Genomic DNA, 21,602 nt, shown 5'->3' on the forward strand with positions numbered 1-21,602 from the left:
GCTGACGACGCGGGCGTACAACAACATCCTGGTGAACATCCACCGGGCGACGGAGCAGCTGGCGCGCAGCAACGGCAGCCAGGCGGCGTACGACCGGGCGGCGAGCCAGATCGGCGCGCAGCTGGGCCGCCTGCCGTACGCGCGGCAGAACGGGCTGATCGAGTACGTCAACGGCTCGCTGCAGTTCTACGCGCCGAACGAGGCCCGTCAGCTCTACTCCGACATCCGCTCCACCGCCATCAGCTACCTGGGCGACCAGGTCGCCAACGGCGACGTGGTCATCCGCAACACGGGCGGCAACTACTTCTCCAACGCCGACATCCTCGGCCCCAACGCCGCGATCTATCAGCAGCAGCCCCTGCTGGTCTGATGCCACGCGAGGCGGCCGGGGCGATCGATCGCCCCGGCCGTCGCGCCGCCTCATCCCTCCTTGCCCTCCGGCGCCTCGAACAGCGAGGCGGGGAGCGTCGCCTTCAGGGGGGCGGCGGGGAGGACCTCGGAGTAGCGGTCGACGCCGTGCTTCTCGTAGAGCCGGAACAGCTCGCGGATCTCGGCCTCCTTGCCAGTGTAGGCTTCGGGCGGCGCCTCCTTGAGCCGGCCGGAGACGATCTCGCCCTGGGCGCCCGCGACCCAGCGGACGAACGGCCGTTCGAGCAGGATGGCGCGCGGGCCGATGGTCAGCTTCTCCACCCGGTCGCGGATCGCGGGCGACTCGGCCTTCGACATCCCGCGCTCCAGCAGGGCGAGGGCCTCGCGGCCCATGTCGTCGTCATAGCCGTAGTCGGCGGCGGTCCCGAAGCAGTGGCGGTGGATCCCCTTCCTTCGCGGCGTCTCGCAGATCAGGCGGACGTACGCCTTCACGTCGTCGGCCGCCGCGCCGTAATAGCGGCCGATGAACTCGCCGACGACCTCCTCGGGGTCGAGGGAAGGATCCCAGAGCATCCGCGAGATCAGGTAATTGCGCGGGTCGCACAGCTCGGTGTTCCGGGCGTCGCCGGCCGCCTGCATGAAGACGCCGCGGACGTTGTTGCGCGCCAGGTACTTCACGTTCGCCCCGATGATCTCGATGTTGGGGCACGGCAGGTTGTAGCTGGTGAAGTCGACGTTGTAGTTCCAGACGTAGACCTTGTCGCTGATCCCGCACCAGCCGTCGAGGTCGTCGCGGAACGCGCGGTTCGGCTCGCACGAGGGGTCGTCCAGGGCGTGGACCTGGCACGCCTCGATGCTGCATAGCTGGATCGCGACGTTGGGGCCGGGGCGCATGGACTTCGGCGGCTTGCGGGTGTGCTGGTAGGCCAGCGTCCCCACGTGGACGCCGGGCCGGACCTTCGCCACGGCCTCGCCGGCCTCGTTCAGGAGCGCCAGGAGCGAGCCCATCTGGGTCCCCTCGCGCTCGTCGATGGCGGCGCAGTCGGGGCAGCGGCAGTATTGCATGTTGTCGTTCTGGCTGATGCTGATCACGCCGTCGGTCTGGCCGTCGCGCTCCAACTGGGCGAGGACGCCGGCGATGATCCGCCGCTTGACCTCGGGGTTCGTGAAGCAGGGCTGCGTCCCCCCGCGCTCGAAGTGGTCGTCCTTCATGTCGGCCCGGCGCTTGCCGTCGACCAGGCTGAAAAACTCGGGGTGTTCCTTGCCCAGCTTGCCGACCGGGATCCAGTTCGCGACCGTGTGGGAGATCAGCGACCAGGCGGCGCTCCCGCCCAGCTCGGGGGCCCGGACGGCGGCGTTGTTGCGGAGCCGGGCGGCCAGCTCGGGGTGGTCGCGGTTGGCGCCGTAGTAGGAATAGCGCCAGGAGAACCGGGGGCGGAAGGTCCGCTCGCCGTCGGCGAGGGTCTTGCCGGGGTCGGCCCTGGGGATGCTGGTGGAATCGGGGGCCAGGTAGCGGACGCCATATTCGTCCTCCAGGAAGGAATAGGCGCCGTAGAGCGTGCCGCGCGGCGACCCGCCGGCGATGGCGACGTCGCCGTCGGCGACGCGAATCGTGAAGTCCTCCTCGCCGAGCCCGTCGGTGGCCAGGCCCGACGCCCGGCCGATGGCGATCGCCGGCCGGCCGGCGGGGGCCTCGGCGACGATCTCCGGGCGCGCGCCGGTCGCCTCGGCCAGCGCGTCGCGCAGCTCCTCGGCGGCGCGCCGCTCGGCGGGGTGGGCGTCGGCCGCGACCACGACGACGCGGTCGGGGCTGTCCGCGGCCGGGGCGGTCGCCCCCAGCAGCGCGAGGGTTATCGCGAACCCCAGGCGGGTGTTCATCATGACGGCCTCCTCATTCATGGGGTGGGAGGGCCGGGGGGATCGCGATGGCGAGCCCGCGCCCGGCCAACCTCGCAGGATAGCCGCGCCCGGCTTCGCGATCATGGGTGCGGCGGCCTCGCGAGATTCGCGACGGGCCGGCGAGGGGCTGGCGTGAGGATTGCTGGAGGGGGATCCGGCGGCGGTCGTCGACCGCCCTCGCCCGCAGGCAAGGGACGCCCATGATCCACCATTTCCCGTTCGACCCCCGCGAGGTGCTGGGGGTCCCGGCCGACGCGACGCCGGAACAGGTGCACGACGCCTTTCGCGACAAGTCGAAGAAGCACCACCCCGACCTCGGCGGCGACGAGTGGGCCTTCCGGATGGTCGCGCGCGCCTACGAGGTGCTCAAGGCGACGTCCGAGGGGGCGTCCCCCCCCGCCGAGCCCCCGCCGTGGGTCCGACGCGCGGCGTCGGACTTCTTCTCCCAGGGGCGCTTCCCCTTCGGCGCGGCGGACGCGGGCCCGTCGGCGACGGCGACGGCGACGGCGACCGCCGCCGAGCCGACCGCGGCCGAGCCGGAGCCGGAGCCGCCGCGGGCCGAGCCGCCCGGGGTCTTCCAGCAGGTCGAGGTCGAGCTGATCTGGATCCGATTCGGGATGCCGGGCGCGACGGCCGAGCACGCCGAGGGGGGAACCCTGAGTGTCTGCATGGTCGTCTCGTGGCCGCTGCGATCGCTGGTGTCGCGCTCGGCCGAGTACGCCAACCTCGACAAGACGCTCCGCCGCGTCATCGACGCCTTCGACGACCTCCGCCGCGGCGCGGGCCCGCTGTCGGCGCGATCGCGGATCGAGGACGGCCAGTTCGTCGGCTGGCTGAGCTTCCCGGACGTCCTGGCCGCCCAGGCCGCGTTCCTCCGCCTGCGCGACGACCTCCGCGGCCACGACATGACCGTCCACCTCCAGACCCGCGACGAGGTCATCCCCGAGAGCTGGGCCGGCTGAGCCGCGCCGCGCGGGCGCCCTCCCCACGGCCCCCTACGTCGGCGACCAGCGGAGCCCGCGCATCGCCTCCACGAGCCCCCCCTTGTCCAGCCTCCCCTCGGCGACGGCCATGGTGATCTCGTACAGGTTTTCGCTGGGTGCTTCTTCCAGGACGAGGCCATTCAATTCCAGGAACGCCAGCGCGGCGACGAAGCCGGTCCGCTTGTTCCCGTCGATGAACGGATGGTTCATGACGATGTGGAACAGGTATGCGGAGGCCATGGCGAAGAGGTCTTCGTGCAGGAACTCGCCGGCGAAGGCGGCCCGAGGCTGGGCGATCGCCGAGGCGAGGAGGCCGAGGTCGCGGATGCCGTCGGAGCCCCCGCAACGCTCGATCTGGATGCGATGGAGTTCGACGACCTCCTCGGTCGACAGGAAGTCCGGCCTCATTCGGCGAGCTTCCTCAGGACGCTCTCGTGACGGTCCGTGAGCTTCGTCCCGATCTCGCGGACGCGGGCCAGGCGCGCGGGCCCGCCATCCTCCTCGGTCGCCGGCGAGAGGATCAACCCCCGGCCGTCCGGGGTCTTCTCGATCTTGAGCGGCCGATCGGCGTCCCAGCCCAGATCCTTCAGGCTCTGGTCGTCCAGGGTGAGGCTCCACTCGTCGCCGATCCGTCGCAGGGTCGCGACCATGTCGATCATCCTTCGCTAGATGGAGGGCGTTGGCGCCAACATTCCACTATACGCTGACGGCCCTTCGAGATCGACGGTGGCGATGCCCCGGAGGTTCGCGGGAGTCGCCCGAGGCGGCGGGACGACCCGGCTAATTCCGTGGTCGCGCGAAAATGGGGAGGGTTTGCGGCGGCGGGCCGGTCGACGGGGCGGGCGTGGGGTATAATCGAGTCGGCGCGGGCTCGGTTCCGCGCGGAGGTCCGTTCCCGGGCGCGGGGGTGGCGATGAGGCGGTGGTGGATCTGGGCGTCGCTGGCGGCGGCTGTTCTGGCGGCGGTTGCGGGGCTGTTCTGGCTGCCGCCGCTGCTCCGTCGCGTGGAGGCGCCGATCGTGGTCGGGCTGGTCCATTCGGCGACCGGCCCGCTGGGCGGGGCCGAGTCGGCCATGCTGGAGGCCGAGATCCTCGCGCTGGAGGAGATCAACGAGTCCGGCGGCCTCCTGGGGCGCCGCCTGGAGTGGCGGGTCGCCGACGGCCGCTCGGAGCCGCGGGAGTTCGGCCGCGAGGCCCGCCGGCTGGTCGAGGAGGAGAAGGTGGCGGCGATCGTCGGCGGCCTGACGTCGGCGAGCCGCGAGGCGCTGATGGGCGCGATCGGGTCGGCCGACGTCCTGCTGATCCACGCGGGGCTGTTCGAGGGGATGGAGAACTCGATGTCGTGGTTCGGGCTCGGCCCGCTCCCGAACCAGCAGGCGATGCCGGCCGTCTCGTGGTGCGTCGACGCTCTGGGGGCGAGGAAGTTCTTCCTGGCCGGGGTCCGCGACGTCTCCTCGTACGCCGTCCACGCCGTCGTCCGCGACCAGCTGAAGGCGCTGGGGGGGGAGGCGGTCGGCGAGGGGTTCGTGGGGCTGGACGGCTCGGGCGCGGGGGAGCTGGCCGCGGCGATGAAGGCGTCGGGGGCCGACGTCGCGATCAGCACGATCGTGGGGGACGCCAACGCGGCGTTCCTCGGCCAGTTCGCCGCCGCCGGGTTGACCCCGGAGAAGCTGCCGATCGTCTGCCTGCGCGTCTCCGAGGACGACCTGCGCCGGATCCCCCCCGAGCACGCGGCCGGCCACTACGCCGCCTGGGCCTACTTCCAGTCGCTGGGCGGCGAGGCGAACCGTCGGTTCGTCGAGCGGTTCAGGGCGAGGCACGGGGCCGAGCGGACGGTCGGCGACCCGGCCGCGTCGGCCTACTACGGCGTGAAGCTCTGGGCGCGGGCCGTGGAGGAGGCCGGGTCGACCCGGACGGTCGAGCTGCTCGAACACCTGCCGCGCCAGAGCGTGGGGATGCGCGACGAGGTGATCTCCGTCGATCGCGACATGGTCCACGCCTGGCGGCCGTTCCGGGTGGGGAAGATCCGCCGCGACGGCCAGATCGACGAGGTCTGGTCGCTGGACCGTTCGATCCGCCCGATCGCCTACCCCATCTTCCGGCCGGGCTCGGAGTGGCGGGCGGCGCTGGAGGGATGGCGCTCGATCGGCGAGCGGGAGGCCGGCTCGCCCGCGCCGCCGCCGGGCGAGCCGCCGACGCCGGCGCGCCCGGCCGCCGCGAACGGCCCGATCGCCCGTTGACGCCCCCCCGCGAGGCCCCTGGAACGACGGCCCGACCCCGGACGCTGGAACGACCATGAAAACGACCTTCGCGCGGCTCGGCATCGCGACTCGACTGATGATCGCCTTCCTGGCGATCTCGCTGGTCCCGTGCATCCTGGTGACGTACCTGGCCAACCGGCTGGCGTCGCAGTCGCTGGAGAAGGGGCTGAGGAGCCGCCTGCTGGCGATCTCGGCGGCCAAGTCGCGCGAGCTGGACTCGTTCATCCGCGAGCGCCAGGGGGATCTGGCGGTCCTCGGACACATCGCCTCCGCGCAGGCGGGGCTGGAGGTGGCGGGGGGGGCGGAGGCCGAGGAGTCGCGGCTCCTGGCCGAGGCCGACATGCGGAACTTCTGCGAGACCTACGGCTACGACGACCTCTACGTCTTCGACGTCGCCGGCCGGCCGCTGCTCCGCCTGAACGAGGGCCTCGAGATCGGCGAGTCGCTGCTCGAGGGCCCGCTCCGGGGCAGCGAGCTGGCCGCGGCCTTCCTCCGCGCGAAGGTCCTGATGCAGGGGGAGGTCTCCGACTTCCAGGAGTACCCCGGCCTGGCCGAGCCGGCGCTGTTCCTGGCCCAGCCGGTGCTCAAGGACGGGGTGCTGGTCGGCGTGGTGGCGCTCCAGGTGGGGAACGCGGAGATCGACCGGGGCTTCCACGACTACAGCGGCCTGGGCGAGACCGGCGAGGCGGTCGTCGCCATGCGCCGGGGCGACGAGATCGTCTACGTCGCCCCGCTGCGGCACATCCCCGACGCCGCGTTCCGCCACCGCGTCTCGCTGGGTGGCGAGGCCGGTCGGGCCACCCAGGACGCGGTCCTCGGGGGCCACGGCTACGGGCCCGACGTCGACTACCGCGGCGAGCCGGTGGTCGCCGCCTGGTCGTACGTCCCGGCCTTCCGCTGGGGCCTGAACGTCAAGCAGGACCGGGTCGAGGCCTTCGCCCTGATCGACCAGCAGATGAGGGCCGCCCGCGCCCTGCTGGCGGCGACGGCCCTGGGCGTGGCGCTCGTCGCCTGGCGGCTGTCGCGGTCGATCACCCGGCCGATCCGCGAGGCCGCGACGCTGGCCGAGCGCGTGGCGGCCGGCGACCTGACCGCCACCTGCCGGGGGACCGCCCCGGGGGAGGTCGGGCTCCTGCTGTCGGCCGTCCGCCAGATGACCTCGGACCTGCGATCGCTCATCGGCAAGATCCAGGGGTCGAGCATCGCCCTGCTCTCCACCGCCACGGAGATCGCGGCGGCCTCCAAGCAGCAGGAGCAGTCGGTCTACGAGTACGGCGCCAGCACCAACGAGGCCGCCGCGGCCGTCAACGAGATCACGGCCACGAGCCAGGAGCTGCTCCGGACCATGACCGAGGTCAACGACGTCGTCCGCGAGACGGCGCGGCAGGCGGCGACCGGCCGCGACGGCCTGGTCGGCATGGACCGGACGATGCGCCAGCTCGCCGAGTCGACCGGGTCGATCGGCTCCAAGCTGTCGGTCATCAGCGAGCGCGCCGCCAACATCAACATGGTGGTGACCACCATCACCAAGGTCGCCGACCAGACGAACCTGCTGTCGATCAACGCGGCCATCGAGGCCGAGAAGGCCGGCGAGTACGGCCTGGGCTTCCTCGTCGTCGCCCGCGAGATCCGCCGCCTGGCCGACCAGACGGCCGTCGCCACCCTGGACATCGAGCGGATGGTCAAGGAGATGCAGTACAGCGTCTCCGCCGGCGTGATGGAGATGGACAAGTTCAGCGAGCAGGTCCGCGCCGTGGTCTCCGAGGTCCAGCGGCTCGGCGGCCGGCTCGGCGAGATCATCGCCGGCGTCCAGGGCCTGGACGAGCGGTTCGAGCAGGTGACCGAGGGGATGCGGGTGCAGTCGCAGGGGGCCGACCAGATCCGCGAGGCCATGCTGCGGCTCAGCGACGTCGCCGGCCAGACCACGGCCTCGATCCGCGAGTTCAACAGCGCCGCCGACCACCTCCACGACGCCGTCGGCGGCCTGAAGGAGGAGGTCTCCCGGTTCTCCGTCGGCGCCCTGGAGCCGCCGGCCGCGGACGCCCGCTGATCGCGCCCCCTTTCACCTTCAACCCCGCCGACCGGAGGCCGTCGCATGCTCCTCCTGACGTTCCGGGCCGCCGGCCAGCGCTACGCGGTCGACGCCGCGCGGGTGGCGGAGGTGGTGCCGCGGGTGCGGCTGCGGGCGCTCCCCCACGCCCCCCCCCACCTGGCGGGGATGTTCGAGTACCGCGGCGAGGTGGTCACGGCCGTCGACCTCGGCGTCATGCTGGGCTCCACGCCGGCCCCGGATCGCCTGAGCACTCGCATCGTCCTGGTCGAGCGCCGGAGCGATCCCGGCGCCGCCGACGCCCCCCGCTCCCTGCTAGGATTGATCGCGGAGGACGTCGACGAGCTGGCCCCGGTCGATCCCGCGGCCCTCGTCCCGCCCCTGGTCGCGATCCCCTCGGCCCCCTACCTCGGCGGCGTCGCCGAGGTCGGCTCCGACATGGTCCAGTTCCTCCACGTCGACCGCCTCCTGGACGCCCCGCCCCCCTGAACCCCCCCGCGACTTCCGGCCGGCGCGAGGTACAATGACGTGGACGCGGAGCGCTCCCCGCCGAGGTCCCTTCGGGCGCGGGGAGGGGCCGAATCGTCCCGGCCTTGACGACGTCTAATCCTATGTCCGATCCCTTGCGCATCATCGACGCCATCCTGGACGAGCGGCTGGGGCTGGATCGGTCGTCGATCGGCCGGGATGCGGTGCCGCGCGCGGTGAGGGGGCGGATGCGGGCGGTCGGGCTGGTGGAGGAGGCGGCCTACGCGGAGCTGGTCGCGACGAGCCCGGACGAGCTCCAGGCGCTGGTGGACGAGGTGACGGTCCCGGAGTCGTGGTTCTTCCGCGACGGGCACCCGTTCGACTTCCTGCGGGACCTCGCCCGCGAGGGCTGGGCGGCCCGCCCCCGGCGCGAGCCGATGCGCGTGCTGAGCCTCCCCTGCGCCGGCGGGGAGGAGCCGTATTCGATCGCCGTGACGCTCGAGGAGGCCGGGCTGCCGCCGTCGCGGTACCGGATCGAGGCGGTGGACGTCGGCGCCCGGCGGCTGGAGTACGCCCGCCGCGGGGTCTACTCGCGCAACGCCCTGCGCGGGGTGGCGGCGGAACGGGTCGCCCGCTGGTTCCGCGGGCGCGGCGAGGGCTTCGAGGTCGACCCGGCGATCCGCGACCGGGTCCACTTCCGCCTCGGCAACATCCTGGATCCGGCGCTGCTGGCCGACGCGCCGAGGTTCGACGTCGTCTTCTGCCGAAACCTGCTGATCTACCTGTCGCGCGACGCCCGCGGCCGCGCCGAGGCGACGCTGGATCGGCTCCTCGCCCCCGACGGCGTCCTGGTGATCGGCCACGCCGACACGCTCGGGGCGTCCGAGGCCGGCCGGGCGTTCGCGCCGGCCTCGGGCCGCGGGACATTCGCCTACCGCCGCCGCAAGCCCGGCGAGCCCGCGACCGCGCCCAGGCCCGCCAGGACGGCGCTCCCCGCCCCGCCGCCGAGGCCCCATCCACTCCCCCTCGACCCGCCCCCCCCGGCCCCTCCGCTCACCCCGCCGGAACCGGAGCCGGGGCCCCCGCCGGCGGTCGAGGATCCGCGACCGCCGCTGGCGCGGGCGGCCGAGCACGCCAACGCGGGGAGGCTCGGCCAGGCGTTGGCTTGCTGCGAGCGGGAGATCCGCCGCGCGGGGCCGTCGGCGGCCGCCTTCTTCCTCATGGGGGGGATCCACCAGGCGGCCGGGCGGAAGTCGGACGCCGAGGCCTGCCTCCACAAGGCCGTCTATCTCGACCCGAATCATGACGAGGCGCTCCTGGCCCTGGCCCTGATCGCCGAGCGCCGCGGCGACCGCGACGCGGCGGCGGGCTTCCGCCGCCGGGCCGAACGCGCCCTGAAGAATCGCGCCCGCGCGTCCGATGAAAGCATGAGCAACCCGACGGGAGGCCAGACGCCGTGAACGACCTCCAGATCCTCGACGAGGCCCCCCCGGATCGGCGCGACGACTGCTGGAACCGCATCGGCATCGGCGGCGACCGGAGCTGCCCGGAGCTCGAGGGCCACGTCCACTGCCGCAACTGCCCGGTCTACACCTCGGCCGCCCGCCGCTTCTTCGATCGCCCCGCCCCGCCCGGCTACCTCGACGAGTGGACGCGCTGGCTCGCCGACCCGGGCGAGTGCGACGACGAGGCGGAGCTGGCCGCCGGTCGCGACGCCCAGGGCCGGCGCGACGAGGTCGGCGCCTTGATCTTCCGGCTGGGGCCGGAGTGGCTGGCCTTCCACACCCGCGCCGTGGTGGAGGCCGCGCTGCCGAGGCCCGTCCACCGCGTCCCCCACCGGAGCAACGCCGTGCTCCGCGGGTTGGTGAGCCTCCACGGGCAGCTTCAACTCTGCTTCTCCCTGCACGGCCTGCTCGGACTCCCCGAGCCGCGGGACGACGCGGACGACGCGGCGACGGCGCGGCGGCGGCTGGTCGTCCTCCGGGACGCCGAGCGGGCGGATGCGTGGGCCTGCGCCGTCGACGAGATCCACGGCGTCGAGCACTTCGCCCGCCCGGCGTTGCAGGGGGTCCCCTCCACGCTGGCGAACCCGGCCGTCAGCTTCAGCCAGGCCGTCATCCCGTGGGGAGGGCGGACCGTCGGCCTCCTGGACGAGTCCCGCGTGTTCGCCTCGCTCAGGAGCGTCGGCCAATGAGCGAAGATCTCAGCGGGTTCTCGATGATGGACCTGTTCCGCATGGAGGCGGAGGAACGCCTGGCGGTGCTCTCGCAAGGGATCGTCGGCCTGGAGTCCGAGGCCCCCCCCGCGGCGATCGAGCCCCTGATGCGCGCGGCGCATTCCATCAAGGGGGCGGCGCGGGTGGTGGGGCTGGACGCGGCGGTGAGGGTGGCGCACGCGATGGAGGACGTGCTCGTCGCCGCCCAGAAGGGGAAGGTCGCGCTGACCCCGACGGCCGTCGACTCGCTCCTGCGCGGGGTGGACTTCCTGGCCGCCGTCTCGGAGGTGAAGGACGACGAGCTGGAGGCGTGGCAGGCGTCGAGGTCCGGCGAGGTGGAGGCCATCGCCGCGGCCCTGGCCGAAGTCGAGGCCGGCAAGGCCCCCGTCGCGGCCGAGCCCGCGGCGCCAGAGCCCGAGCCCGAGCCGGCATCCGAGCCGGAGCCGCCGCCCGAGCCGGAGCCCGAGCCGGCGGCCGTCGCCGAACCGGCCCCGGTCGCCGCGGCCGACGGGAAGGAGGTGGAGCGCGAGCCGGCCTCCCCGACGAGGCCCGGCGCGACGGCCGGGGTCGAGGGGGCGGACCGCGTGGTGCGGGTGACGGCCGACAGCCTGACGCGGCTGATGGGCCTGGCGGGGGAGTCGCTGGTGCAGACCCGCCGCTTCCGGCCCCTGTTCGACGACCTGCTGATGGTCAAGCGCCGGCAGACCGGCCTGCTGGAGCTGCTCCAGGATCTGGAGGACCGCATCGCCGCGCGAGGCCCCGCCGACGGCGAGTGGGCCGTCGAGCGCGCCATGCTCTCCCGCGCCCGCGACGAGGCGGCGCGGTGCCAGGCCGGGATGACCGGCACGCTGGAGGCCGTGGAGGAGTTCGCCCGCAACGGCGAGGACGTCTCCGGCCGGCTCCATCAGGAAGTGCTCGCCAGCCGCATGCGCCCGCTGGCCGACGGCGTCCGCGGCTTCCCCCGGCTGGTCCGCGACGTGGCGCGCGACATGGGGAAGCAGGCCCGGTTCGCGGTCGTCGGCGAGGCGACGGGCGTCGACCGCGACATCCTCGACGGCCTGGACGCCCCGCTCAACCACCTGATCCGCAACGCGCTGGACCACGGGATCGAGCCCCCCGACGAGCGACGGGCCGCCGGCAAGGACCCGGTCGGGACGATCCGCCTGGAGGCCCGACACACCGCCGGCATGCTCCAGATCGCGCTGGAGGACGACGGCCGCGGCATCGACGTGGCTCGGCTGCGGGCGAAGGTGGTGGCGATGGGCCACGCCACCGAGGCCATGGCCGCGCGGATGTCCGACGCCGAGCTGCTCGACTTCCTGTTCCTCCCCGGCTTCACCACCAAGGACAGCGTCACGGAGATCTCCGGGCGCGGCGTCGGCCTGGACGTAGTGCAGACGATGGTCCAGGCCGTGCGCGGGACGTTCCGCGTATCGACCCGGCCGGGCAAGGGGACGCGGTTCACGCTCCAGCTCCCGCTGACGATGTCGATCATCCGGGCGTTGCTCGTCGGGATCGCCGGCGAGCCCTACGCCTTCCCGCTGAACCGCATCGACCGGATCGCGACGGTCGCCGGCGACGAGGTGGTCGAGCTGGAGGGGAAGCCCCACATGATGGTCGACGGCCAGCCCGTCGGCCTGGTGGAGGCGTCGCGGATCCTGGAGCTGGAATCCGCCGCGCCTCGGCCCGGGGGCCGGATGCCGGTGGTGGTGGCCAGCGACCGCGGCCAGCGCTTCGGCGTGATCGTCGACGGGTTCCTGGGCGAGCGCGACCTGCGCGTCGCCCCGCTCGACCCCCGCCTGGGGCGGGTGCCCAACCTCAACAGCACGTCCGTCCTGGAGGACGGCTGGCCGGTCCTCATCCTGGACGTGGAGGACCTGGTCCGTTCGATCGCCGGCCTGCTGGAAGGCCGCCGCGTGGGGCGGCTCGACGCCGCGGCCCCGGACGGCGGCGCGGCCGGACGCCGGGCCAGGCACGTGCTGGTGGTGGACGACTCGATCACCGTCCGCGAGCTGGAGCGCCAGCTTTTGGAGAACCAGGGCTATCGCGTGGACGTGGCGGTCGACGGCGTCGACGGCTGGAACGCCGTCCGCACCGGCCGCTACGACCTGGTCGTCAGCGACGTCGACATGCCGCGCATGGACGGGATCGAGCTGGTCTCCCTCATCAAGAAGGACCCCCGCCTGCGGACCATCCCCGTCGTCATCGTCTCGTACAAGGACCGCGAGGAGGACCGCGTCCGGGGCCTCGACGCCGGGGCGAACTCCTACCTGACCAAGAGCAGCTTCCACGACCAGACGTTCCTGGCGACCGTCGTCGACCTGATCGGCGAGGCGCGGTAGCGACCCGGCGCGCCGATCCGTCCGGGATTCCGGAGTGCCGCGGGATGGACGGACAGCGTAGAATGGGGAGCGTCCACGAGATCGGGTCGCGCATGTCTCTCGGGGTCCCCCTTCATGCGGATCGGCATCGTCAACGATTCGATGATCGCGCGCGAGGCGCTCCGGCGCGTCGTGGCCTCGGCCGACGGGCTGGAGGTCGCCTGGACGGCGAGTGACGGCGAGGAGGGGGTGGAGCGGGTCAAGGCGGACAGGCCCGACCTGGTCCTGATGGATCTGTTCATGCCCCGGATGGACGGCGTGGAGTCCACCCGGCGGATCATGGCGGAGGCCCCCTGCCCCATCCTGGTCGTGACGGCCTCGGTCAGCGGCCAGGTCGACAAGGTGTACCAGGCCATGGGCTTCGGCGCGCTCGACGCCGTGGACACGCCCGTCCTGATGGCGTGCGGCGGCTGCTCCGGCGGGGGGGATCTGCTGCGGAAGATCCGGACGATCGCCAAGCTGATCGGCAAGTGCCCGCCGAGGTGCCCGTCGTACTCCTCGCTCGAGGATCCGCCGGCGGGGACGAGCCGCGAGCCGCTGCTCGCCCTGGGGGCGTCGACCGGCGGGCCGTTCGCGGTGGCCGAGATCCTCAAGGGGCTCCCCGACGGCTGGGAGGTGGCCACGGTGGTCGTCCAGCACGTCGACGCCTGCTTCGTCGCCGGCCTGGCCGGCTGGCTGAGCGACCATTCCGGGCGTCGCGTGCGGCTCGCCGCCGAGGGGGACCGCCCCGAGCCCGGCCGGACCCTGCTGGCCTCGACCACCGGCCACATGCGGCTGGACGAGTCCGGCCGCCTGCGCTACTCGGCCGAGCCCCGGGACGCCTGCTATCGCCCCTCGGTGGACGTCCTCTTCCACAGCCTCGCCCGGCACTGGCCCGGCCCCGGCGCCGCGGCGCTGCTGACCGGCATGGGCCGCGACGGCGCCGAGGGGTTGCTCGCCCTGCGCCGCCGCGGCTGGGCGACCGTGGCGCAGGACCGGGGGTCGTCGGTCGTCTGGGGCATGCCCCGCGCGGCCGTCGAGCTGGGCGCCGCCGAGGTCGTCGCCCCGCTGGAGGAGATCGCGGGCGTCCTGGCCCACGGAATCCGCGCCGGGGCCCGCGCCCCCGGCCGGTAAGATCAAGGGGCGCCCGGCCGCCCCGCCGCCACGCCGTCCCCGCGCCCGGGGCGCGACCCACGAGGCCCACGAAAGGTCCCCATGAGCAACGACGCCCAGTTCGCCGCCCACAAGATCACCGTCCTCCTCATCGACGACCAGGCGATGATCGGCGAGGCCGTGCGCCGGATGCTCGTCGGCGAGGCGGACATCGAGTTCCACGCCTGCCGCGACGCCTCCCGGGCGCTGGAGGAAGCCCTGCGCATCCGTCCCACCGTCATCCTCCAGGACCTGGTCATGCCCGACGTCGACGGCCTGACCCTGGTCAAGAACTTCCGGGCGCGGGAGGAGACCCGCGACATCCCGATGATCGTCCTCTCCACCAAGGAGGAGCCCGCCGTCAAGGCCGAGGCCTTCTCGCTGGGCGCCAACGACTACATCGTCAAGCTCCCCGACCGCCTGGAACTCATCGCCCGCATCCGCTACCACTCGCGCGGATATATCGCGCTGCTCCAGCGCAACGAGGCCTACGCCGCCCTGGAGGAGAGCCAGAAGCGGCTGTCCGACGAGATCCGCCAGGCCGAGCGCTACGTCGAGTCGCTCCTGCCGGAGAAGCTCACCAAGGGGGAGATCCGGACCGACTGGCGGTTCGTCCCCTCCGCCGAGCTGGGGGGCGACTCGTTCGGCTACCACTGGCTGGACGACGAGCACTTCGCCTTCTACCTGCTGGACGTCTCCGGCCACGGCGTCGGCGCGGCGCTGCTGTCGGTCTCGGCGATGAACGCCCTGCGCTCGCAGGCGCTGCCCAGCACCGACTTCCGCGACCCCAGCCAGGTGCTCCACGCGCTGAACAACGCCTTCCAGATGGACCAGCAGAACGGCCTGTACTTCACCATCTGGTACGGGGTCTTCCACAAGCCCACCCGCGTCGTCCGCTACTCCGGCGGGGGCCACCCGCCGGCGGTGCTGATCGACGGCCCCTCCCCGGCCGAGACGACGCTGACCATGCTGGAATCCAAGGGCCCCATGATCGGCGCGATCACCGACATGGAGTACGACCAGGCCGACGCGACCCTCGGCCCGTGCGCGCGGATCTACCTCTTCAGCGACGGCGCCTACGAGATCGAGAAGGCCGACGGCAACCTCTGGCCCTTCGGCGAGTTCATCGAGTTCATGGGCCGGGGCCCGTTCGACGACCCCGCCTCCCCCAAGATGGACGCCCTCATCGCCCACGACCGCGCCCTGATGGGCAAGGACGACTTCGCCGACGACCTCTCCATGGTCGAATTGACCTTCGAATCCTGAGCCCGCCGACCCCCGCCCCGAGTTGGCTTCGTTCGCGCGCGCCGCGGGTTCGTCGGGACGCGCGTAAGCCGTGACGGGTAAACGGATTGATCGCGTTTTCGAGTTGGCTTCGTTCGTCGAGATCGATTCGAAAACCCGGCCCGCCGCGGCCGTCTCCGGGGCGGCATGCGCGGCGGCCTCGGCGCGGGACACGCGCGCGGCCTCGGCGCGGCGGGGACGCGGCATAGGGGCGCTCGCCTGGGCCGGGTCGTGGTGGGGGCCTCGTCGATTCGTCGCCATCCGCCCCGCCCCCCTCGCCTCGTCCCCGGGCCCGCGCCGCGCGGTCCCTTATCTCAGGCACGATCGCGGGGAGGTTGCCTCGCATTTCAGGAAAATGGCGATCCGGCGAATATCGGGGCGTTCGGAGCCATCGGCCGAGATCATGACGTCCTACCCCCTGGAGGGGGAAGGTGGCCCGAAGGGCCGGACGGGGGGGGACGAGCGAGAAGAGCGCCGGATTTTGAAGGGGCCTTTGCCGGCCATCGGCCTGGGCGCGGGCCGCGAACTCCGGCGCCCGGTGGGCAAGCCCCCCCTCATCCGACCGCTTCGCGGTCTGTCTTCCCCCTTCAGGGGGGAAGATCGTGTTGGGATCACTCGGCCGGAGCCATGACGGTCTCTCGCCGCGAGGGGAGGCGGTCGCTCATTCGGGCTTCGGCTTCGCCGCGAGTTCGGCGAGGAGCTTCTTGAAATCCTCGCGGGGGCGGAGCGGGTCGAGGGCGGGGTCGCGGCGGTAGAGGTCGAGGTCGTCGAACCCGCGGGCGACGGCCTGGCGTAGCGCGTCGACGGCGCGGCGGGCGTAGAACTCGCGGCGGGTGCGGTCGTTCGGGGTCAGGGCGGGGTCGTCGGGGTCCAGGATCGGCCGGCCCCCCTCGGCGACGCCGAGGAGCGAGAGGCCGAGCGAGAGGTTGCACGCCAGGGCGTAGGAGTCGGCCCCGGCGCGGTCGGCGGGCTTCATGCCGTCGAGCGCGTCGGCGGCGGATCGGAACGACTTCACCGCCTCGGCCGTCTTCCCCTCCTGGGCCAGCAGGCGGCCGAGGAGCTGCCGCGAGGTCGCCAGCGAGGCGACGTAGCGGGGCTCGTCGGGCCGCTCGACGACCAGGCGTTCGAGCAGGGTCCGCGCCTGCTCGGCACGCGCCTTCGCCTCGGCGCGCCGGCCCTGGCCGCGGAGCAGCTCGACGTCCAGGTTGTACGCCGAGGCCAGCTCGCCGCGATACGACGGGACGGCCGGGCGTCTCGCCGCCAGGTCTTCCAGGAGCGCCACGGCGCGGGCCAACGCGGCCGTCGCCGGGGGGATCGCCCCGAACGACGACTGGGCCTCGGCCAGGTCGACCAGCCTCGCCGCCTTTTCGAAGGCCACGCGCGGCGAGTCCTTCAGGGGCCCGGTCAGGCCGTCGAGCAGGACGACGGCGCGGTCGAGGGCCATCGCGGCGGCCTCGGCCCCGTCGTCGCGCGCGCCGAGCAGCTTCGCGAGCAGGCCGTGGGCCCCGGCCAGCTCGACGCGCGCCTCGTCGGCGTCGGTCGCGGGGGCGGCCCAGCCGATCTCCTCCAGCAGCCGGATCGACTGCCGCGTCGACGCCACGGCGGCGCGATCGCGCTTCAGGGCGTGCTCGATCCTGGCGCGTTCGAGGAAGACGCGGGCCAGGTCGCGGCGGTGGCGGGTCCGGTCTGGCTGTCGGTCGGCCAGGGCGAGATAGGTCTCGCCGGCGGCCGTGAGGGCCTCCAGGGCGGCGTCGGCGTCGGGGCCCGCCCCCGTGGGGGCGAGCGCGCGGGCCAGCCCGGCGCGGGCTCCGGCCAGGCGCTCGGCGAGGTCGGCGTCGCCCAGCCGGGCGCCGGCCAGGGCCCGCAGCAGCTCGATCGCGGCGCGGTAGCCGGCGACGGCCTCGTCCTTGCGCCCCAGCGCGCGGTCGACGGCCGCGATCCGCGCGAGGGAGTCGGCGACGTCGGCCCGGGTGCCGACGACGCCGGTGTAGTACTCGCGGGCGTCCGTCAGGAGGTCGCGACGGAGCGCGACCGGGTCGTCCAGGGAGGCGTCGTCGGCCAGGCGATCGACCGCCGACGCGACCGCCGCGCGCGCCGAGCCGGACGCGACGGCGAGCGCGTCGCGCTCGCGGCGCAGCGTCCGCGCCCGCCCCGCCTCCCACGCGCCCCAGCCCAGCGCCGCGAGGAACGCAACCGCCAGCGCCGCGGGCACCCAGGGCCTCCGCCGCGCGAACCGGGCCACTCGCCCCCATTCCGACATCCTGCCGGCGCGGACGGGGAGGCCGGCGAGGTGGGCGTCGATGTCGTCGGCCAGCGCGGCGGCCGAGGAGTACCGCCGCTCGGGCTCCTTCCGCAGCGCCTCCAGCACGATCGCGTCCAGGTCCGCGCCGATCTCGCCGCGACGCCCCGCCGGCGCGGCCCTGCTGGGACGCTCCGGGGCCTGCTCGACGATCGCGCTCGCCGCGGCGTCGAGGTCCGTCGAGTCGACGGCGATCGGCGGCCGGTCGGCCAGCAGCTCGTACAGGATCGCCCCCAGCGCGTAGACGTCGGCGGCCGTCGTCGGTGGCTCGCCCAGGACGCGCTCGGGGCTGGTCCAGGCGTCCATGGCGTCGGGGGGGGCGTCGGCGTCGGGGAGTTCGACCGCCTCGCCGGCCTCGGTCGCCCCGAGCCGGGTGGGCCTCAGGTCGCCGAGGATCCGCCCCCGGGCGTGCTGGGCGTGGACCATCCGGCAGGCCGACTGGAACAGCCGCAGCCGCGCGGGGACGTCCAGGTCCAGGCGATCGGCCCGCGCCGCGATCGGCTCGACCGGCCCGGCGTCCTCGGCCGACTCGCCCGGCGTCCCCGCCGCGATCGCCTCCAGCGCGAGGTCGTCCAGCGACCCCGCCCCGCTGTCCCGTTCGGTCTGGCTCATGAGTAACGAATCGCCCCCGCGCCGATGGGATGTGCCCGGACGTCCGACCGGGACCATCATAGCGGATCCGGGGCGGCGAATGGCGCAAGGAGGAGCACCCTCGGGGGCATGCGAGACGAGCGTGGAGAGGCATCCCTTCTTCCGCGAGGGTGCTTTGTCGAGAACCCCTGGAGTGGGCGGCGACAAGCATCCCTTCTCCCCTCGTGGGAGAAGGTGCCCCGAAGGGGCGGATGAGGGGGGGCGCGACCGAAAAGCGCCGGCCTGGAATCCCTCGCGGGCTCGCGACGCGGCGCCGGTCGCCCCCTCATCCGGCCTTCGGCCCCCTTCTCCCACGCGGGGAGAAGGGGGGATGGATGGCCCCTCGGCGTTGCTTTCGACAGAGCACCACGAGGGGAGAAGGGGGATTCCTGCTCGCGCTCCCCGGTCATTTGCCGAGCGAGACGGCTTCTCGGGCCTCCCGCGTTTCGGCCTTCCTCACACCCTCGGGTCGCCGCCGATCCAGAAGCGGCCCATCGGGGCCATGGAGACGATGGCGAAGGCCGGGCGGGTGTGGTGCTCGGGGGAGTAGGCCATCGCGATGGCGCGGTGGCGGCCCTCGGCGAGGTCGCGGTCGGCGGTGACGGTCCACGCGCCGGAGTCGTCGGCGGTGACGACGTCGAGGACGCGGATCGTCGAGAGGTCGGAGGTCGGGCCGACGTAGACGCGGACGGTCGCGCCGGGGGCGGCGGTCCCGGAGAAGCTCGGCCGGGCGCCGTCGACGACCATGTCCGGGCCCCAGTTCTCCGCCGCCTGGCGGAAGAGCGGGATGTCGGGCTCCCAGGAGGTGGGGACGGCGTTCGTCGGCGCGCCGTCGAGGCGCAGGGCGCGGATCAGGGGCGCGCCCTCGGCGAGCGTGGTGGCGACGAAGTTGCGGTACCAATGCGCCACGCCCGAGGCCCCGCTGTGGGTGGCGTTGGCCTGGGTCAAATTATAGTAATGGATCGGCGCGTCGCCGGGGTTCGCGATCGGGACCTGGCCCCAGAGGTTGTAGCCGCCGGGGCTCATCAGGTGGATGTCGCGGACGTGGGTGTGCTGGTAGAAGACCTCGGTCTCGTCGACGCTCGGCGGGACGGAGAGGTTGGGATCCTTGGCCCGCGCCTGGTAGTCCTCCACGACCATGCGGGCGAGGCCGCCGAGGGCCGTCAGGGAGGAGTCCAACTGGCCGGGGACGTGGTTGTTGGCCGGGTGCGGGTCCAGCAGCGTGCTCTTGATCCAGCCGCCGCGCAGCTCCGGCGGGGCGTCCTCGGCCAGCTTGCGGAGGGCGACCGCGTTGACCACCGTCCCCTGGCTGTGGCCGATCATGTGGAGGTCGGACACGGCGTCGTCCGGCATCCTCTCCAGCAGGCGCTCGATCTGGCGGGCGAGCTTGATCCCCTGGGGGGCGGCGTGGCCGGGCTGGCTGCTCTCGTTGACCCAGTTGAAGGGGATGACGGCGTCATACCCCTCCTGCTCCATCAGCCGGCCGATCTGGAGCTGCCAGGGGGAGCCGTTGCTCCAGCTCTTGTTGATGATGCCGCCGTGCGTCACCACGCCGATCGAGAACTTGCGGAACGACGCGGTCCGCGCCGGGTCGGTCGCCGCGCCGGGGGAGTCGGGGTCGGCGACGATCAGGACGTGGGGCCGGGCGACGTCGATCGGCAGGCCGTCGGCGACGGGGATCGTCAGCGCGTGCTCGCCGGGCGTCCGGGCCGACGCCGGGACCTCGAAGGTCGTCACCGCCTCGTCGGAGGGGTCGAACGTCTCGTCGGCCGAGCGGTAGACGCCCAGGCGCAAGGGCCGGCTCGCGGCCGTGGGGTCGGCCGTGTAGCGGACCTCGACCGCGTGGGAGTCGACCGCGGCGGCCGAATCCAGCACCACCGCCGAGGCCGTCGCGCTGAGGGCGAGCCGGGCCTCCAGGGATTCGGGCGAGACGGGGCGGGCGGACGGACGGCGGCGGCGCGTGGCGCGGCCGCTTCTCGTCGAAAACGCGAACATCGACCTCACTCCACTCAATCGGCCTGCCTCATGCGATGATTCGCCCCGGGCCGTCCTGCGCCGAGAGCCTACGTCCTCGCTCGCTCCGAGAAGGATCATCATGGTCGGCCCGGGCCCGCGACGGGGCCGGCCCGGCGGGCCCGGACGCGTCGAAGTGGGGCGCGGGGGTCGCCGACGCCGGGGCGATCGGGGCCCCCTCCGGACGCTCCCGGACCCCCTTCCCCAGCATCAGGTTCCGGGCGTACACGACGAACCCCGTCGCCTGGCCCGCGATCACCACCGGGTCGCGCCGGGAGATCGCGTAGGCCAGCATCGCGGCGGCCCCGATGATGCTCAGCCACCAGAACGCGGTGGGGACCACGACCTCGCCCGAGCGCTCCGAGGCCAGCCACTGCACGAGGAATCGCGCCGTGAACAGCCCCTGCCCCGCGAAGCCGACCGCCATCCAGAAGTAAGGATCGGTGAACGGGCCCACGGGTCAGCTCGCCTCGCGGATCGGCGTCGCGGCCAGCCGGAGGAATGGCGCCGGCACGGACGGGCCGGGCTCGACCACCTCGTATCGCAGCGGCCGTCGCATCAGCCAGGCGACGCCCAGCAGGTCCACGACGACCCGGAACGAGCGGTTCCGGAAGTTGTAATGCGACGCCCCGTGCGGCCGGGCGCGGTGGTTCACCGGGATCTGCGCGACGTCCGCCCCCTCGCGGAGCAGGAGCGGGCCCAGGAACCGGTGCGAGCCGTGGAACAGCGGCAGCCGCAGGGCCAGGTCGCGGCGGAAGATCCGGACGGAGCAGCCGGTGTCTCGGATCGTCTGGCCGAGGACCGCGTTGCGCGCCCGGTTCGCCCAGCGGCTGACCACGCGGCGGCTCCACTTGTCGCGGCGCTCGCGGCGCCAGCCCAGGACGGCGTCGTGGCCGGGGAGCCGGCGCCAGAGGGCGGCCAGGTCGGCCGGGTCGTTCTGGAGGTCGGCGTCCAGCGTGGCGATCCACGAGCCCCTCGCGGCGCGAAAGCCGACGGCGGTGGCGGCCGACTGCCCGACGTTCGCCCGCAGCCGGACCGGCCGCAGCTCGGGGAAGTCGACCTCCAGGTCGCGGAGGACTCGGGGCGTGTCGTCGGTCGACCCGTCGTCGACCAGGATCACCTCGAAGCCGCCGAGGCGCGTCTGGCGCGGCTCGGTCCGGACGCACAGCGGCCGGAGCGCGGCGGCGATCTCGGCCATCAGCCGGGGGAGGCCCTCGGCCTCGTCCTTGGCGGGGATCACGACCGAGAGGAAGGGCGTCGGGCCTTCCCACGTCTCGGCGACCCCGGGGGCGTCGCGCCTCCAGGCGCGGCCCGGGGGATCGGCGAAGTGAGGCCGTCCCTGGGGATTCGGCGTCACGGCGAACCTCCTTGCTCGTCGGGTGGCCGCCCGGGCGCGGTCGATTCGACCGAGGGCGATGAGGATCGGCGGCCCGGCTCTCGGGTTCTCCGGGGTCCGGGCTTCCCTGCCCCGGCCCCCGCGCCGATCGTTCCGTGTCGTCACGGATTAGGATCAGACTTGGCGGGGGGCATTCTCCATGAAATCGCGCGCCCGTCCACCCCGAAATCGATCGTCGCGAGAGTCAGGTCGCCTTTTCCGCCCCGAGGTGGGATAATCAAAGG

17 protein-coding genes are annotated in these 21,602 nt (G+C 73.4%); 10 read left to right on the top strand and 7 right to left on the bottom strand.

What is annotated here, in order from left to right:
* The coding region (locus WG209_RS00215) for a hypothetical protein (protein ID WP_337172965.1) at nucleotides 1–370 on the top strand (370 nt) is incomplete at its 5' end.
* A 50-nt stretch (nucleotides 371–420) separates the two neighbouring features.
* Here the strand turns inward: WG209_RS00215 and WG209_RS00220 are convergent.
* The gene (locus WG209_RS00220; protein ID WP_337172966.1) at nucleotides 421–2,250 is read right to left on the bottom strand and encodes a DUF4838 domain-containing protein; all 1,830 of its coding nucleotides are present in this window, start codon (nucleotides 2,248–2,250) and stop codon (nucleotides 421–423) included.
* A gap of 218 nt (nucleotides 2,251–2,468) precedes the next feature.
* Here WG209_RS00220 and WG209_RS00225 point away from each other — a divergent pair, with 218 nt between their 5' ends.
* Nucleotides 2,469–3,230 carry a J domain-containing protein gene (locus WG209_RS00225; RefSeq protein ID WP_337172967.1) on the top strand — a complete coding sequence of 254 codons (762 nt, stop codon included), beginning with the start codon at nucleotides 2,469–2,471 and terminating at the stop codon, nucleotides 3,228–3,230.
* Between the two features lie 33 nt (nucleotides 3,231–3,263).
* Here WG209_RS00225 and WG209_RS00230 read toward each other — a convergent pair whose 3' ends face one another.
* Together WG209_RS00230 and WG209_RS00235 are read right to left on the bottom strand one after the other, a co-directional pair.
* A complete protein-coding gene (locus WG209_RS00230) occupies nucleotides 3,264–3,659 on the bottom strand; it encodes a type II toxin-antitoxin system death-on-curing family toxin (protein ID WP_337172968.1) in 396 nt (131 codons plus the stop codon).
* On the bottom strand, nucleotides 3,656–3,901 hold the full coding sequence (locus WG209_RS00235; RefSeq protein WP_337172969.1) for a hypothetical protein: 246 nt from the start codon (nucleotides 3,899–3,901) through the stop codon (nucleotides 3,656–3,658). The genes WG209_RS00230 and WG209_RS00235 overlap by 4 nt, the downstream gene beginning before the upstream one ends.
* A 263-nt stretch (nucleotides 3,902–4,164) precedes the next feature.
* Between WG209_RS00235 and WG209_RS00240 the strand changes: the two genes are divergently transcribed.
* From WG209_RS00240 to WG209_RS00275, 8 genes are all read left to right on the top strand, one after another.
* The gene (locus tag WG209_RS00240) at nucleotides 4,165–5,490 is read left to right on the top strand and encodes a transporter substrate-binding protein (protein ID WP_337172970.1); all 1,326 of its coding nucleotides are present in this window, start codon (nucleotides 4,165–4,167) and stop codon (nucleotides 5,488–5,490) included.
* A 55-nt stretch (nucleotides 5,491–5,545) separates the two neighbouring features.
* Nucleotides 5,546–7,561: a methyl-accepting chemotaxis protein gene (locus tag WG209_RS00245; protein ID WP_337172971.1), complete on the top strand. Its 2,016-nt coding sequence runs from the start codon at nucleotides 5,546–5,548 to the stop codon at nucleotides 7,559–7,561.
* A gap of 45 nt (nucleotides 7,562–7,606) precedes the next feature.
* Complete coding sequence (locus tag WG209_RS00250; protein WP_337172972.1) at nucleotides 7,607–8,050, top strand: chemotaxis protein CheW; 444 nt, start codon at nucleotides 7,607–7,609, stop codon at nucleotides 8,048–8,050.
* Between the two features lie 122 nt (nucleotides 8,051–8,172).
* Nucleotides 8,173–9,489 carry a protein-glutamate O-methyltransferase CheR gene (locus WG209_RS00255; protein ID WP_337172973.1) on the top strand — a complete coding sequence of 439 codons (1,317 nt, stop codon included), beginning with the start codon at nucleotides 8,173–8,175 and terminating at the stop codon, nucleotides 9,487–9,489.
* Nucleotides 9,486–10,223, top strand: coding sequence for a chemotaxis protein CheW (locus WG209_RS00260; protein ID WP_337172974.1), 738 nt, complete (start codon nucleotides 9,486–9,488; stop codon nucleotides 10,221–10,223). Before WG209_RS00255 ends, WG209_RS00260 begins: the two co-directional genes overlap by 4 nt.
* Entirely contained in the window at nucleotides 10,220–12,586 is a 2,367-nt protein-coding gene (locus WG209_RS00265) for a hybrid sensor histidine kinase/response regulator (protein ID WP_337172975.1), read from the top strand. Before WG209_RS00260 ends, WG209_RS00265 begins: the two co-directional genes overlap by 4 nt.
* 114 nt (nucleotides 12,587–12,700) lie before the next feature.
* On the top strand, nucleotides 12,701–13,738 hold the full coding sequence (cheB, locus tag WG209_RS00270) for a chemotaxis-specific protein-glutamate methyltransferase CheB (RefSeq protein WP_337172976.1): 1,038 nt from the start codon (nucleotides 12,701–12,703) through the stop codon (nucleotides 13,736–13,738).
* Between the two features lie 81 nt (nucleotides 13,739–13,819).
* Entirely contained in the window at nucleotides 13,820–15,022 is a 1,203-nt protein-coding gene (locus WG209_RS00275) for a SpoIIE family protein phosphatase (RefSeq protein ID WP_337172977.1), read from the top strand.
* Between the two features lie 679 nt (nucleotides 15,023–15,701).
* Here the strand turns inward: WG209_RS00275 and WG209_RS00280 are convergent.
* From WG209_RS00280 to WG209_RS00295, 4 genes are all read right to left on the bottom strand, one after another.
* Nucleotides 15,702–17,951: a hypothetical protein gene (locus WG209_RS00280; RefSeq protein ID WP_337172978.1), complete on the bottom strand. Its 2,250-nt coding sequence runs from the start codon at nucleotides 17,949–17,951 to the stop codon at nucleotides 15,702–15,704.
* A 474-nt stretch (nucleotides 17,952–18,425) separates the two neighbouring features.
* Nucleotides 18,426–19,964 (bottom strand): hypothetical protein, encoded by a 1,539-nt coding sequence (locus tag WG209_RS00285; RefSeq protein ID WP_337172979.1) that lies wholly within the window; start codon nucleotides 19,962–19,964, stop codon nucleotides 18,426–18,428.
* Nucleotides 19,965–19,992: 28 nt separating this feature from the next.
* Nucleotides 19,993–20,439 carry a lipid-A-disaccharide synthase N-terminal domain-containing protein gene (locus WG209_RS00290; protein WP_337172980.1) on the bottom strand — a complete coding sequence of 149 codons (447 nt, stop codon included), beginning with the start codon at nucleotides 20,437–20,439 and terminating at the stop codon, nucleotides 19,993–19,995.
* Between the two features lie 3 nt (nucleotides 20,440–20,442).
* Nucleotides 20,443–21,339, bottom strand: a complete 897-nt coding sequence (locus WG209_RS00295) for a glycosyltransferase family 2 protein (RefSeq protein WP_337172981.1) — start codon at nucleotides 21,337–21,339, stop codon at nucleotides 20,443–20,445.
* Between the last annotated feature and the right edge of the window lie 263 nt (nucleotides 21,340–21,602).

It is taken from the genome of Paludisphaera sp. (genome assembly GCF_037189885.1).
Classification (GTDB): domain Bacteria; phylum Planctomycetota; class Planctomycetia; order Isosphaerales; family Isosphaeraceae; genus Paludisphaera.